Source organism: Paenibacillus sp., from assembly GCF_031177825.1.
Taxonomy (GTDB): Bacteria; Bacillota; Bacilli; order Paenibacillales; family YIM-B00363; genus Paenibacillus_AE.
The window spans coordinates 54,107-68,370 of sequence record NZ_JAPSKE010000029.1 but is presented as its reverse complement, the minus strand read 5'-3'; the positions used below and the strand labels follow the sequence as shown (position 1 = coordinate 68,370).

General features: G+C 63.3%; 11 protein-coding genes, 1 rRNA gene and 1 pseudogene. 8 read left to right on the top strand and 5 right to left on the bottom strand.

Annotated features, from left to right (window positions below; genetic code table 11):
• Positions 1–77: ribosomal RNA gene (locus RIN49_RS23915) — 16S ribosomal RNA — on the bottom strand; the annotation flags it as partial.
• Between the two features lie 352 nt (positions 78–429).
• Positions 430–966 (bottom strand): hypothetical protein, encoded by a 537-nt coding sequence (locus tag RIN49_RS23910; RefSeq protein ID WP_309122664.1) that lies wholly within the window; start codon positions 964–966, stop codon positions 430–432.
• A gap of 94 nt (positions 967–1,060) precedes the next feature.
• On the opposite strand from RIN49_RS23910, the gene RIN49_RS23905 reads away from it, so the two are divergent.
• The 6 genes from RIN49_RS23905 to RIN49_RS23880 all read left to right on the top strand — a co-directional run bounded on the left by RIN49_RS23905 (position 1,061) and on the right by RIN49_RS23880 (position 7,486).
• Positions 1,061–1,975 (top strand): phosphatidate cytidylyltransferase, encoded by a 915-nt coding sequence (locus RIN49_RS23905; protein ID WP_309122663.1) that lies wholly within the window; start codon positions 1,061–1,063, stop codon positions 1,973–1,975.
• Positions 1,976–2,060: 85 nt separating this feature from the next.
• Positions 2,061–2,363, top strand: coding sequence for an alpha-helical endospore appendage domain-containing protein (locus RIN49_RS23900; protein ID WP_309122666.1), 303 nt, complete (start codon positions 2,061–2,063; stop codon positions 2,361–2,363).
• A gap of 3 nt (positions 2,364–2,366) precedes the next feature.
• Positions 2,367–2,828: a hypothetical protein gene (locus RIN49_RS23895; RefSeq protein ID WP_309122662.1), complete on the top strand. Its 462-nt coding sequence runs from the start codon at positions 2,367–2,369 to the stop codon at positions 2,826–2,828.
• A 143-nt stretch (positions 2,829–2,971) separates the two neighbouring features.
• On the top strand, positions 2,972–4,768 hold the full coding sequence (locus RIN49_RS23890; RefSeq protein ID WP_309122661.1) for a PAS domain S-box protein: 1,797 nt from the start codon (positions 2,972–2,974) through the stop codon (positions 4,766–4,768).
• Entirely contained in the window at positions 4,765–6,171 is a 1,407-nt protein-coding gene (locus RIN49_RS23885; RefSeq protein ID WP_309122660.1) for an MFS transporter, read from the top strand. The genes RIN49_RS23890 and RIN49_RS23885 overlap by 4 nt, the downstream gene beginning before the upstream one ends.
• A gap of 193 nt (positions 6,172–6,364) precedes the next feature.
• On the top strand, positions 6,365–7,486 hold the full coding sequence (locus RIN49_RS23880) for a glycoside hydrolase family 88 protein (RefSeq protein WP_309122659.1): 1,122 nt from the start codon (positions 6,365–6,367) through the stop codon (positions 7,484–7,486).
• Between the two features lie 65 nt (positions 7,487–7,551).
• On the opposite strand, the gene RIN49_RS23875 is transcribed toward RIN49_RS23880, so the two are convergent.
• From RIN49_RS23875 to RIN49_RS23865, 3 genes are read right to left on the bottom strand one after another with little or no spacing between them, the layout of a single operon-like run.
• Positions 7,552–9,852, bottom strand: coding sequence for a DUF4962 domain-containing protein (locus RIN49_RS23875; protein ID WP_309122658.1), 2,301 nt, complete (start codon positions 9,850–9,852; stop codon positions 7,552–7,554).
• 5 nt (positions 9,853–9,857) lie between these two features.
• Positions 9,858–11,876, bottom strand: a complete 2,019-nt coding sequence (locus RIN49_RS23870; protein ID WP_309122657.1) for a heparinase II/III domain-containing protein — start codon at positions 11,874–11,876, stop codon at positions 9,858–9,860.
• A complete protein-coding gene (locus RIN49_RS23865) occupies positions 11,873–12,640 on the bottom strand; it encodes an SDR family NAD(P)-dependent oxidoreductase (RefSeq protein ID WP_309122656.1) in 768 nt (255 codons plus the stop codon). The genes RIN49_RS23870 and RIN49_RS23865 overlap by 4 nt, the downstream gene beginning before the upstream one ends.
• A gap of 167 nt (positions 12,641–12,807) precedes the next feature.
• Here RIN49_RS23865 and RIN49_RS28885 point away from each other — a divergent pair.
• Positions 12,808–13,698, top strand: a pseudogene (locus RIN49_RS28885) (outer membrane protein assembly factor BamB family protein); the annotation flags it as partial.
• Between the two features lie 226 nt (positions 13,699–13,924).
• Positions 13,925–14,264, top strand: a 340-nt coding sequence (locus RIN49_RS28880) for a stalk domain-containing protein (RefSeq protein ID WP_375295279.1), incomplete at its 3' end; no start/stop codon positions are given.

Below are 14,264 nucleotides of genomic sequence, written 5' to 3'. Positions count from 1 at the left end.
GAACAACTCCGCTCGACTTGCATGTATTAGGCACGCCGCCAGCGTTCGTCCTGAGCCAGTATCAAACTCTCCAAAAAGGGTAGTTCAAACGACTGCGCTCATTACAAGCTAGCATTTCTTACTTTAAGCATATGCTTTGGAGATTTTTTTCATCGGCGAGTGCCTCGCCTGCGAAAAAACTCCGACTCATGTTCAGTTTTCAAGGAGCAAGCTTGTCTTACTCGGTACTGCTTGTCCGACTCGCTTTCACGGCCGGAAGACTAATGTACCACATTCGGTCATTCGATTGCAAGCGACAATGTTTTCCAATTCATTCGTCATCTTGTCGTTCGCCGTCGGAACGGCCGGCCGCTCGTCGCGGCGGATTAACAATATACCATCCTGCCGCGATGTTGTACAATGGAAATTCCGACCAACGCCAGGGCGAGGTTAAGGAACGTACTCGCTTAGCTTTCCCTCATAAATCAATCGCAATCGGTCGCTCTTCCTAAAGTCGTCCGGCGTCACCAAGGCGGGCAGCTTGTTCCACAGCCGTATCCCGGACCGTTGCAGGATTTCGGCGACGAATTGCGAACAAAAATAAGAATTGCTGAACTCCACCGGCTCGTTCAGCACGATGCCGAAGACGCCCAGCAGATTATACAGATATTTCTGACGGCTTCGGATAAAGATACGAAGAACGCGCTTCATCTTGTCGACTTCCCGCGGAGTCGCCTTCAGCTCGTAAATGACGCAGGTCGTATTGGGATATTTGCTGTAGGTCCCCGTCTTGATGTCTTCCTTCACGAAGCCGCCGTTCAGCGGGTTGTTCGGGTTTTTCCTCCCGAAGCTGTACAGCTCCGTCAGCTCGCGGTCGAACGAAATCGAGGCATGGTTATAAGGCGCTTTCGTATAACTCTGTATGGATTTCGTAAACAATGTGCCGGTATTCGTAAGCAGGATATAAACCGAACGATCGGAATCCATGGCGAATCTCCCTTGCTGCTTCATATATCTACATGTATTATGCCGCATCCCGATTTCGATTCCTACTATAATGTACATAGGTTGGTGTTCGCACATGGTCAGCGCGTTATGGACGCTCGGCGTCATTTTCGCAAGCTTGGTCTTCATTACAATTGCCTTCTATATCGTTCGGAAGAAACAGCCGGATAAGGATTTCGACGCGATCTCGGCGCGAATCGGCACATGGTGGGGGATGTTCTTCATCTTCAGTCTGGCGACGCTGTTCAATCCGGCCGTCTCCCTGCTCTCCCTCATGGTGCTGACGTTCTTCTCCTTGAAGGAGTATTTCTCGATGATCAAGACCCGGAAGGCGGACCGCCGCATCTTCCTCTGGGCGTATTTGTCGATCCCGATACAGTTCTATTGGATATATACGGGCTGGTACGGCATGTTCATCGTCTTCATCCCGATTTACGTTTTCTTATTTTTGCCGCTTCCCCGCCTCCTTACCAAAGGCACCGTCGGCTTCCTCCGTTCCGTCAGCTCGACGCAATGGGGGCTGATGCTGATGGTGTTCGGCCTAAGCCATCTGGCGTATTACCAGATCGCCACGCCGGAATACGGCGCCGAGCTCGTGTTGTTCCTGGTCGTCTTAACGCAGGTGAACGACGTTGTCCATTCGTTAGTCTCCATCTATTTCGGCAAGCGCAAGATCGTTCCGACGGCGAACCCGAATATGACATGGGAGGGTTTCGTCTTCGCGCTGCTCGCCACGACCGCGGCGTCCTATTGGCTGTATCCGCATCTGACTCCGTTCGATCCGGCCTTCGGCGTATGGGCTGGCGTTCTGATCAGCGTGAGCGGATTTTTCGGGGCGCTGACGATATCCGTGCTGAAACGCGACTTGCTCATCGGGGACGATCCGAAGCCGGAGGAAGGAAAGAACAGTTACCTGAACCGCGTCGACAGTCTGACGTATACGTCGCCGATTTTTTTCCATGCGATTCGTTATTTCTTCGACTTCATGTAACCTCGGGCGCCGCGACATACTTTCCGGATCGAATCATATGATGAGAGAAAAAACGCGCGCCGGAAAGAAGGGAACCGCCGTGAGCATGCCGGAAATCCCGGAGGGAACGAACCGACCGAACCTGAACGAGACGCTGATCGACCTGCTCGAATCGATCGCGTTGGAGGAGATGGCGCTCGCCCATCTTATGAACGCCAAGGCCGAGGAAATACAGGCATTCGTCGGCAATAACCTCGATTTCCCGACGAATCCGAGCAACGACGACATTTTGCGGTTCGACGTGAGCGTCACGCGGTTCATGGAGACCTTGATGTTTAAAGAGCTGTTCCTGTTGCGAAAATTGGAAACCGCGCTAACGCTGCGGGCGCAGCCGGCGGACGAGGAATGAGGCATGGGCCTCGAGCGCTTGATCCTCGCCGACGAAGCGACGGAAATCGGTATCGCCCGTTTCCTTGAGCAGGTCGCCCGTAGGTTAGCCGCAACCCGCCGCCGAGGCGGGTTCCGCCCGTCCGACGCGTATTTCGCCTCGAAGACGCTCACGGCGCTAAGCGCCATCCTCCGATTCCACCTGCAGAAATACGCGCTGTACGCCGCGGCTGCTTCAAGCGCGACCGGCGGCGCCGGGGCCGCGGAACGGGCGTTGCTGCGGGCGTCGCGATCGCTGCGCACCCAGCTCGCGCCGCTGCGCGCGGGAGCGTCGTCGTATCCGCTCGCCGCGGCGATGCTCGCGGAGCTGGAAGCGTTCCCCGCCCGGAAGAGGGACGCGCTCTTCGGGCCGACGTCCGAGGCTCGGCCTTCGCCGCCATGGCTCCATCCGAACGTGCCGAGAACCGCAAGAAGCGCCGAACCGTAATTCCGGGTTCGGCGCTTTTTCTTCAATGTCTTCTATAATCTGTCAACTGATTTTGAAACACGTCAATCCGATGGGTTTCGATGAAGGATATCGGGCGTCGACATGGAATGAACTATCCGTGAATCGACATGGAGGTGATGAGGTTGGAAAGTTTGCGGAGCTCGCCCTTCGACTCCCTGTTTCGAAACCATCCGGACGCCGTGATCGTCACCGACTTGAACGGCGCCTATTTGGATATGAACGACAGCTGCGTTCGCTTGACCGGCTATGGAACGGAGGACGCGCGCCCGGCATCGCTTCGCGAGATGGTCGACGGAGCGAGCGTTCCCGTTCTTTCTCTGCAGCTCGCTTCCATCGCCCGAGGCGCGTCCGGCCGATTCGCGGCGGAGCTGCTGACGGAAGACGGTCGGCGCATCGAGGTCAAGATGACCGCCGTTCCGATGACGGACGATTCGGGAGGCGTCGTCGGCGCGTTTTGGATCGCGAAGGCCGTGCCGAGCGACGAGAAGCGACCCGAAGAGCTGTTCCGACTGATCTCCGCCTGCACGAACGATATTATCAGCTACATCTCCCACGAGGGAGATCTCGTCTATGTAAACCATGCCGTCCATCGAACGCTCGGATACGACCCGGAGCGGCTCGTCGGGGCCAAGTTTTTCGAATTGCTCCACCCCGACGACTATGCGCACCTGAAGCGGCAAGACCGAACGAAGGATACGGATCTGTTCGTCTATCGCATCCGTCACCGCGACGGGTATTACTTATGGTTCGAGACGGTCATCCAGCGGATCAAGGACCCGAGCGGCAACGATCTGTATTCCGTCAACATCTCCCGGGAGATGACCGAACGCAAACGACTGGAAGACGAACTGCTGTCGACGAAAGAGATGATGGAATCGTTCATCGACAACCATGCGGACATGATGCTGTTGTTCCGCCGGGACGACACCGTCGCCCGCGTCAATCCCGCGTTCGTGCGGCAGACGGGGTGGGCGCCGGAGGACGTGCTCGGACAATCGGCGGCTGCCGTCGCGTTCATGACCGAGGAGCTGAGAGGTCGGGTACTCGCCGACGTCGGACGGCTGCGCGACGGCCTGGACGTCCCCGGACGGGAATCGCTCGTTCGGTGTAAATCCGGACGGAGCCTCGACGTCTTCGCGACCCTCTCGCCGATTCGCGACGCGGGCGGACTCGTCGACGGCTGGTCCATGGTGCTTAGGGACATCTCGGAGCGGAAACGAACGGAAGAGCTGCTGATTCGTTCCGAGAAGCTGGCCGTTGCGGGAGAATTGGCCGCCGGCATCGGTCATGAGATCCGCAACCCGCTTACGACGCTGAAGGGGTTCGTTCAGCTGCTGCCCCGCCATCCGGATAAGCAGCCCGATTACCTCGAGGTGATGCGGACGGAGCTCGACCGCATCGATCTCATCTGCAGCGAGCTGCTGCTGCTGGCCAAGCCCCAAGCGGTTTCTTACAAAGACGCGGACCTGAACGCGCTGCTCGACGAGGTGCTGGCGCTGCTGCAACCGCAAGCGGCCTTATGCGACGTTCGCATCGCCAGCCGACTCGCAGACGCGCCGCCGATCGTCCGATGCGACACGAATCAAGTGAAGCAAGTGTTCATCAATCTGCTTAAGAACGCGATCGAATCGATGCCCGACGGCGGGAAGGCGAGCGTCTTCGTCCGGAAGAGCGCCGAAGACGTTACGGTACGGATCGAGGACGAGGGCTGCGGCATCTCGGAAGAGAGGCTGCATAAGATCGGAGAGCCGTTCTATTCGACGAAGGACAAGGGAACCGGACTCGGCATGCTTGTCAGCTATAAGATCGTGGAATCGCACCGAGGACGAATTCGGATCGAGAGCAAGGTGAACGAGGGAACGCGAGTTCAGGTGACGTTCCCGCTTGCGGACAAACCAAGAGAGGCGGTCTTCGAATGAACGGCGCGGTACACCGGAATCGATGGAGCATTCTCCAAATCGTGAATATGGGCACGCTCATTTCGACGCTCGACGTCGGCATCGTCAACGTGACGCTCCCGACGATGTCGGAACAATTCGGCGTCTCCCTCTCGCAAATTCAATGGGTGGCAACCGCTTATTTGCTGACGATGGTCGCTCTTCTTCCGTTCATGGGGAAATTGTCCGATCGATGGGATCGCCGGAAAATTTACAGCTGGGGCTTCCTGCTCTTCAGCGTCGGGTCCGTCTGCATCGCGCTTTCGAACGGGCTTGCAAGCATCCTGCTTTCTCGGATATTGCAAGGCGTCGGAGCGACGATGATCATGGCCAACAGTCAGGCGATGGTGCGCCAGCTGTTCCCCGATCGGGAACGAGGCCGCGCGCTTGGAATGAACGCCGTCGTCATCTCGATCGGGACGATGTCCGGTCCGGCCCTAGGCGGCTTGATGCTCGAGGTCGTCGACTGGCCGTGGTTGTTTTGGATCAATGTGCCGATCGGACTTTGCGCGTTCGTCTTGGGGCTTCGTTGGTTTCCGAGCGCGGAGGCGGGGCAGGATCGAAGTCCGTTCGACGTTTTCGGGTCCTTCTTACTGGCTGCGGGGACCTGCCTCCTCATGTTCGCGGCCGAAGGCGGCAAGGAGAACGGCTTCACGACTCCTATTCTCTTGCAAGGGGCGGCCGGTTTGGTCCTCTTCGCCGTTCTATGGTTCGCACAACGAAACATGGCGTACGGGATCTTGGATCGAGAGTTATTCGGACGTCGGAAAATCGCGCTCGGCAACGCAAGCTCCTTTTTTATCAATCTCGCGCAAACGGCGACGCTTATCCCGATCGCGTTTTATCTCCAGGGCCCCTTAGGCCTATCGCCTTGGAGCGTCGGTCTTCTGCTGATCGTCCAGCCCCTGTTGATGGGCGTCGCCGCGCCGATCGCCGGCTGGGTTCGCGATCGGTACGGCGCTTGGTTTCCGATTACGGCCGGTTCCTTGCTCTGCGCGGCGTCGATGCTGTTCGTAGCCGCGCTTCCGAACGTGACCGTCCTCGGGATCGCGCTGCAGCTGGCCTTGTTCGGCGTCGGCGTGGGGCTGTTCCATGCGACGAACAACGCCGAAATCATGAGCGACGCCCCGGATCGTAAAATCAGTCTCGCCGGAAGCCTCCTGGCCATGGTTCGCTATCTGGGCAATATCGCGGGGATCGGAATCGCCACGTTGCTGGTAGGCTCTATGACGCTCGGAGACTCGCTCGGAGACGGCGCGAGCGCGAGCATGGACCTCCGGATGCGGATCTTATTCGGCATATGCTTCTTGTTCTGCCTCGGCGTCGCCGGCATGGGCAAGCTTCGCCCCAAGGACAAACCCACGACGACGGAAATCGGCGCTTAGGCGCCATTCGGAAAAAGAACGACGCTTGCGGCCGGCCGCAGGCGTCGTTCTCCGTTACAAAGGGCGATCCCGCGAATGGCGGAAAAATTCGCACGTTTCATAAAAAAACAAAACCCGATCCGAAGTTTCCCCATAGGGAGGCGGTCGACGGCGTGCTACAATTTCGAGGAAACGACTGTCGGGAGGGGTACGCATGATCGAAGGGTTGTTGGGGAAGACATTACGGAAAATGGAGCGCTCCTCGCGAAGCATCGGCGCCAAGTCGCCGCATGTCGCGAAGGAAGGCATATACGATGACGCGCGGCTCGATTGGTGGACGTCCGGCTTCTGGCCGGGCATGCTGTGGATCGCGGCCGACTTGACGGGCGACGCCGCGTACCGGGAAGCCGCATGGACCTACGACGAACGGATGGAGCGGCTGTTCCTCGAACCGAACCGGTTCCATCACGACGTCGGGTTTCAGTTTTTGCCGACGGCCGTGCTGAAGCACCGGCTGACCGGCGACGAGGACGGACGGAGGCGAGGCCTGTTCGCGGCGAATGTTTTGGCGGGGCGATATAACGCGGCGGGCGGCTTCCTGCGGGCGTGGAACGACGTCGCCGATCCGTCCGCGTGGAACCGGAACAACGCGGGCTGGGCTATCATCGATTCGATGATGAACCTGCCGCTGCTGTTCTGGGCGTCGGAGACGAGCGGCGATCCGCGCTACCGGCACATCGCCGCCGCCCACGCGGATACGGTGCTTCGCCGCTTCGTCCGGGAGGACGGCTCCGTCGCGCATATTTCGAGCTTCGACCCGACGACGGGCGATTTCCTCGGCTGGATCGGCGGCCAAGGCTTCGCGTCGGATTCCGCTTGGAGCCGCGGCGCCGCGTGGGCGCTGTACGGCTTCGCGGTCGCCGGCCGCTACACCGGCGAAGCGCGCTACCTCGAAGCGTCCAGACGGGTCGCCGACTTCTTCCTCGCCTCGGTCGAAGCGGACGGCGTGCCGCTGTGGGACTTCCGCGTCGTCCCGCGCGACGGCGAGCCGCGCGATACGTCGGCGGCGTCGTGCGCGGCGTCGGGGCTGCTCGAGCTCGCGGCGCTGCTGCCGCCGAATGAGGGCGAGCCGTACCGCGACGCCGCTCGCCGGACGCTCCGCGCGCTCGCGGACGGCTACGCGGCCTGGGACGATCCGGACGACGAAGCGCTGCTGCGCGGCGGCACCGGGAACAAGCCGGCGGGCCAGAACGTCGACGTTTCGCTCATCTACGGCGACTACTTTTTCCTCGAGGCGCTGGCGAAGCTGTCCGGATGGAAACACCGAGTATTCTAGAATAAACCGTCAAGGGCCGTCTCCGCTTGTCGCGGGACGGCCCTTGCCTCATTTTCACCGCATTGTTAGTAGGCTTTCGCCACCTCGATCCGCTTCGTGACGCCGCGCTCGGTGAAGTATAGATGTACGCCGTGATCCTGATCGTCCAGGAACGTCGAGACGAGCTTCGGCTCGCCCTTCTTCGCCGGCACGAGCAGCGTCACGATCCGGTGCGACGGCGCGCGCTTCGTCTCCGCGAGCAGCCTCGCATGCGGCGCGAGGCCTTCGATCTCGGACGGTTCGACGTCCTCGAAGCCGGTAAACGCGGACAGCCGCAGCTCGCCCGAGGAGCAATAGACGAACTTGCCGGCGAGCTCGGCCTTCTCCCCGTCGACGCGGAACGTCTGCCGGTTCGGCTCGGGCTCTCGGAGCGCGTGCAGCTGCCAGGTTACGCGGCCCGGCTGCTCCAGATCGACGAGGTCGACGACGACGACGTAGGAGCCGCCGACGAAGTACAGCTCCCTCGCGACCCGCTTCGCATACGGAATCTCGACGCGATACGCGGCCGTCGCGTCCATCCGCGCATAGCCGACGCCGTCCCGAAACCATGCGTCCTCGACGCGGCCCGACGCTTCCAAGTTCAGCGACTTGTCGCGGCCCGCGTATTGGCCCCGGCCGTCGACGAGCGGCGCGTTCTTCGACCGCGTCTGCCGGCGCCAGTTCAGGTGCATGGTCGAACCGAAGGCGACGTAGTAGCCGCTGTCGATCGCGAGCGGCTCGCCGTAGGCGTGCAGAAGGAAGCCGTTCTGATCGCCGTGGCTGTGGCTGATCGACCCGTACGGGCTGCTCTTCGCAAGCAAGGCGACGTGCTCCTCGGGATCGTCCATCCGGTGATGCATGGCGACCCAGCCGACGTCCCGAAACCAGCGCAGCGGCTCGACGCCGTCGAGCGATCCCGGCGCGTCGTCCGGAAATTCGTGCCGGTAGACGAGCTCGTCGAAGCGGAAATCCCACCAGCCGTAATTGTAAAACTTCGCGTCCGCCTCTTCCGGCGATTCGCGCGCGCGCACCTGATCGTAATACCACCGATACGCCGGATGGCCCGTCTGGCCGGCGAACAGCCGCATGAGCGCGCCCGTCTTCAAGCTCGGCGGGTCGCCCAGCGTCGACTGGTCGCCGAAGCTCGCCCGCGTCGTGTCGGGTGCGAAGCAATAGAGCGGGAAATCCCCGGTCTTGCGGAAGAAGGGGCGCCGGTACAAGTCGATGCCGACGTAAGCCTTCAGCAACCCCATCGCCTCGGTCACGAACGCCATGCCGGTCGTCCAATACATCGGCCCTTCGGCCCAGCCGCCGTCCGCGCCGCCCCAAGGCGAATACAGGCAAGCGAAGTAGTCGATCGCGTAATCGAGCCACTCCCTCGCTTGCTCCTCCTCGTGGAGCATCGCGATGCAGCAGGGCGTCAGCACCGACGAGAGCGAGCGGACCGCGTGCGAGTCGTACGGCACGTGGTGGATTTTCGACCGGTCGATCACGTGGAACGCCACCTGCTCGGTGCGGCGCAGCAGCGAGGCGCGCACGAGGCGCCGCTCGTCGTCGGTCAACTCGCCGTGCAGCCAGTCGTATCCCCACGCGAGCGCCCCCGCGACGCGGAACGCCGCTTCGTCGTTGTAGTCCCGGGAGGTCGTCCCGTCCGGGTCCCACGACGCGGCGTGCAGCAGCCACCCTCTAGCCTTCGCGAGCAGCGCCTCGTCCTGCAGCACGACGCCCGCCACCGCAAGATGTCGGATCGCGTACAGCGTCTCTTGGCAATCCATGTACATTCGCCGCCATAGCGACGCCACCCGCTTGTTGTCCGGGTATCGCGCGGGCTCGGGAATCGGCTCCCGTTCGGCCCACGGCCGTACCGACCGCTCGTAGAAGGCGGTCCAACCGCAGCCGTCCGCGTCCGCGCGAACGCGCGCGCGGAGCGCTTCGACGCCCGCCGCGTCCAGCCACAGCCGGGGATGCGCCGCGGACAACCCGGCGTATCGGTCGGCGCGGGACGGCAGCGGCGTCTCCGGCAAGCCGGGCGCGACGTCGAAGCGGCGCGTTCGGCTCCAGTCGGACGCCGGGCCGTCGCCGTCCCAGAGCGCGTACCGCCAATAGTACATCCCCGGCGCGAGTACCCGGTCGGGGGTGAAGAAGTTGTAGGATAGCGGCCCGAACGTTGCCGTCGCCTCATCCTGGAAATTTTCGTTCGTCGACAGCTGCAGCGCGTAGCGCTCGTCTTCCCACGAACCGCCCATCCAGACGAAGCGGGGCGGATTTTCCCGGAGCTCCGTCTCCTCGGTCGGCGCATACTGCACCGTCAACGGGCCGCTGATCGGCTCGAACAACGTCTTTCGCATCTCGGTCACTCCCTATGAAGTCCTTGATCGGTCATGCGGAACCGCATCGCCGCCCCCCCGCCGCCGGCGGACGCGACGAGGACGCCGCCGTCGTCGCCGCGCGCGAGCCGAACCGGCGACCCGCCGGCCGCGAACGCGGCGACGAACGTCGCGCGTCTCCCTCGCGCGCGGTATAGCAGTCCGTCGAGCGGCCGCGACGGGTCGACCGACGTACCGGGCGACGCGATCCGGTACAGCTCTCCCCCGGGGACGGCGAGCAGCGACGCCGTCACCCGCTCCCCGCCGCACGCCGTGGAGGCTGCGGCGAATCGCTCCTCGGCGGTCCATCGCGCCGCCGTCGCGACGTACCCGTACGCCTCGTCCTCGCCGGGCGCGGCGTCGGGCGGGCATGCCGCCCACCCACCGGCGGTGTCCAGCGGCTCCGCGAAATGGAGCCAATAATCGATCGTCTCCTCTTGGTCGAGACGAACCTCGAACCAATCGAGCGCGACGTCTCGATCGACCCATAGATGCCGGTCCAGCGTCGCCCCGGCGTACGCCCCTGCGCTGCGCAACCATGCGTACGAGCGATGCGCCGCGGCGTCGAACCGCAGGCAGGCGCCGGTATGCGCCGCTTGCGTCCGGCCGCCGACCGAGACGGTATTGTGGCTCGGCGTCCGGGCGAACCAGCGCTTGCGCAGCTCCGAGCCGTACGGCACCATGCCGCGTTCCGGCAGGACGAAGCCGTTCCGGTGCATCAGCACGACGTTCAGCTTATCGTCGTGTCCGTGGCTGCCGCCGTGCGGTCCGAAATCCGCGAGCAGCGACAACGGGTTGTCGGGATGCCGCAGCGCGGCGAACCCCGCCGACGCGTACAGACGGGACGGCTCGCTCAGCGGCTCCGTTGCAGGCCATTCGCCTTCGCCGTACAGCACGGCTTCGAGGCCGCGACGCTCCGGCGAGCCGGCCCCGCCGTCGCCGTCCGCGCGACGATACGCCTCGCGCAAGATCGGCGCATAACGCGCGTCGCCGTATCTCGCGTAGCCGAGCTCGAACACCTCGGCGATCTCTCGGGCGTACGGCGGGCGGCTGTACGGGCCGTCATGCAGCGCCGGCAGCTCTCCGTTCGGGGCCGCAAGGCCGACGATCGCTTCCAGCATGCCGCGGAAGCTCTGCCCGCCGCTCCCCGTCCACGCCGTCGTGTCGAACCCGAGCCGCTCCGCCATCTCGGCGGCGATCCAATACGCCCGAAGCACGAAGACGTGGTAATAGAGGCTCCCCTCGAATTCCAACTGATCCGGCAGCACGCCGATCTCCAGATGGTGCCGCAGGCCGCCGCGCGCCGAGACGAGCGCCTCCATCCCGGCGCGGTCGTCCCGCGCCGCAAATAAACAAGCAAGGCAGGCGTTCAGCCAAGCCGTGTAATTGTTCGCGGGCTCGTCCCGCTCCTCGATCAGGATGCGGCGGTACTCCGCCATGCTGCCCTCCAGCATCGCGAAGAACGCGTCCGCCGCCGACGCGTCGACCTTCAGCGCCCCTGCGTCCCGAAGCAGCAAATAAGCCCTCAAGATCGTCGTCGCCCAGATCGCCTCCGTAAGCGCCTGATGGAACGCCCGTCCCTTCAGCATCCACGGCTGCGCGTCCGGGTGAACCGGATAGCGCGGATATTGCGACGCGTACGCTTCAAGAATCGCGTTCGCGGCCTCCGCGTACTTCGCCTCCCCTGTCGCCGCGTAGATCGCCGCCGCCGACAGCGCCGTGCGCGCCCGCTCTTGATGCTTAAAGACGAGCCACGCGCCGCGGTACGCCTCGTCCTCAAGGATACAGCCGTGCGGGCAGCGAAACGCGAACGCCTCCCGCTCGCGCGGATCGAACCGAAGCTCCGCGCCATGCGCGGGACAGACGTATTGGTGCCACCAGCCCCCGGGCTCCTCCGGCACGTCCGCGCCGGCTTCCAGCGCGGCGTCGGTCTCTTCCCGCAGCGCCCGCAGCCCGGCGTCGAACCACCCGTACCGCGCCTTCTCCCGCAGTCGCTCCGCCGTCATCGCATGAACATGCCGCCGTTCACTTCGATCGTCTCTCCGGTGATGTAGGAGGATAGATCGGAAGCGAAAAACAGCGCGGCGCCCGCCACGTCGTCCGGCGTTCCCTCCCGGCCGAGCGGGATGCCCTGCACCGTCGCCTTGCGCGCCGCCTCCGGCGTGAACGTATCGTGGAAGGCGGTCTGCCCGATAAAGCCAGGCGAAATGAGATTTACGCGAATGCCCGCGCCCGCGACCTCCTTCGCCAGTCCCTTCGAATAAGCGATCATCGCCGCTTTCGCCCCGGCGTACACCGCCGCTCCGGCGCCGCCGCCGTTATGCGCCGCGACCGACGTCATGTTAATGATGCTGCCGCCGCCCTTCTCCCGCATCCCCTTGCCGAACGCGGCGCACATGAGCACGCAGCTCTTGAAGTTGACGTCCATCACCTTATCGTAGTGCGCTTCGGTCATCTCGAGACTCGGCACGCGTCCGATAAGATGTCCCGCGTTGTTCACCAAGACGTCGACCGAGCGGCCGAACGTCTCCTCGATTTCCGTCGGAAAGCGCGCCACGCGTTCCGCGTCGCCGGCGTCGAGCTGGAACGCCGCGCTGCGGACGCCCTTTTCCCGGATAGCCCTTGCCGTCTCCTCGCCCTGCTCTCGTCCGTTCCTATACGTGACCGCCACGTCGGCGCCCGCGGATGCCAGCGCCAGCGCGATCGCCCGTCCGATGCCGGCGTTCGAGCCCGTCACGAGCGCAAGCTTTCCCGTTAAGTCGATGTTCATGTCCTGCTCCTCCCTTATCGGCCGTTCTATCTTTCATCTTATGGGTGCGCGCCGGGCGCAACAATGGGGCCGGTTCCCGTGCGGTTGTGTTTTTTTTAGGTGGAAACCTTTGGGCGAAGACATGCGTCTGAGGAGTAATACGACTTCGCAGAGGAGTGAGTAGTTCGATGACAGCCCTTCTTCGGAACATGATCCTCCCCGCGGCAACCGCCCTCTCCATCAGCCTGGCTGCGCCGCAGGCGGGAGCCGAGGTGTGGTACGAGCCGCACCGGACCCCATCGGAAACGACGTCGTCGTTCGGGTCCGCCTTCGCGGCGCCGCTCGCCAAGCCCCGATGGACGATCGAGTACGGCCGACCGAACGACGGCGACGCATGGAACAGCGACCGGATCGTCGCGACGGACAAGCGGCTGTATTACGTCCAAAACGGGAAGCTCGTCGCGGCGGAACCGTCCTCCGGTCGACGCGCTTGGACGGTCGACGCGAACGTCGTCTCCGTCGCGGCCGGGGACGATCTCGCCGTGTACGCGCTCAGCGCCGCCGGCGCCTTGTCGCGATTGTCCGCGTCGGACGGAGGCGTGACGTGGCGCACCCAGATCGACGACGCCGCGAACGGCGGCCGACTCGTCGTCGAAGACGGGACCGTATACGTCAAGTACGCCGGAGGCCTGCTCGCCGTCGACGCGAAATCGGGCCACGTGCTGTGGCGCAACGCCGACGCTTCCGGTTATGGGACGCCCGTCGCGACGAAAGGACTCCTTCTGTTCGCGACGGCGGAATCCGGGGCGATTACGCGCGACTTCACCTATGGCATCGATAAAGCGACCGGCCGAACGTTATGGAAGGCCGAGGGCGTCCCGCTTCAAGTGCGAAGCGATGTCGTCTATTTGCGTGACACGTACCCGGTAGGCGACGACGAAGCCTTCGGACTGAAAGTGGACGTCGTGGCGACGATGACGGGCGAAGCGATGGGGTCCCGCTACTTCCTCCCTCTCCCCGAGGGACGCGATCGATTGACGGGCGGCGCGGGCCGCGCCGTCATCGCCGGCGACCTCGTCATCGCCGCGGCGTTCGACGGCAACGTATATCGGACGCATCTTGACGCCGAGCCGACGAACGTCGTTCTGGCGGCCGAAGGCCGCGGCGACTTCGCGGGCCCCTACGGCGGAAAGCTGTTCTTCGCCGACCCCGGAGGATCCCTCCATTCTCGCGATGTGCTCACCAACGCCCGCGTAGACTACTCCGGCCTCGACAATCCGGTCGCTCGGCTCGACGTACGCGAGGATGGCCTCTTCGTCGGCCAGACGGACGGCGACGTGCTCGCCTTCGACGTCCGTTCCGGGAAAGTCTTATTACGCTTCGAGACCGGCGCGAAGCATTTCGGCCCGTTCCGGATCGTCGGCAACCTGCTGCTCGCGCAGACCGAGGACACGCTCTACGCCTTCGACCTGCCGAAGGAGTTGCAGCGCAAGCCCGGTCAGTTCCTTACGCCGATTCAACGGAAAGCGGAAGCAGCGCTTCGAGCCGAGCCCGATCATGATCGACAACCGGATGTTCGTGCCGCTGCGAGCGCTGTTCGAAGCGGTCGGCGCCGCGGTCGAGTACGACGAAGCGACGTCCGGCG

Excerpts from the sequence above, each read along its gene's own strand:
- RIN49_RS23910 (WP_309122664.1), bottom strand. The coding sequence starts at position 966 with ATGGATTCCGATCGTTCGGTTTATATCCTGCTTACGAATACCGGCACA.
- RIN49_RS23905 (WP_309122663.1), top strand. The coding sequence starts at position 1,061 with ATGGTCAGCGCGTTATGGACGCTCGGCGTCATTTTCGCAAGCTTGGTC.
- RIN49_RS23900 (WP_309122666.1), top strand. The coding sequence starts at position 2,061 with ATGCCGGAAATCCCGGAGGGAACGAACCGACCGAACCTGAACGAGACG.
- RIN49_RS23895 (WP_309122662.1), top strand. The coding sequence starts at position 2,367 with ATGGGCCTCGAGCGCTTGATCCTCGCCGACGAAGCGACGGAAATCGGT.
- RIN49_RS23885 (WP_309122660.1), top strand. The coding sequence starts at position 4,765 with ATGAACGGCGCGGTACACCGGAATCGATGGAGCATTCTCCAAATCGTG.
- RIN49_RS23880 (WP_309122659.1), top strand. The coding sequence starts at position 6,365 with ATGATCGAAGGGTTGTTGGGGAAGACATTACGGAAAATGGAGCGCTCC.
- RIN49_RS23875 (WP_309122658.1), bottom strand. The coding sequence starts at position 9,852 with ATGCGAAAGACGTTGTTCGAGCCGATCAGCGGCCCGTTGACGGTGCAG.
- RIN49_RS23870 (WP_309122657.1), bottom strand. The coding sequence starts at position 11,876 with ATGACGGCGGAGCGACTGCGGGAGAAGGCGCGGTACGGGTGGTTCGAC.
- RIN49_RS23865 (WP_309122656.1), bottom strand. The coding sequence starts at position 12,640 with ATGAACATCGACTTAACGGGAAAGCTTGCGCTCGTGACGGGCTCGAAC.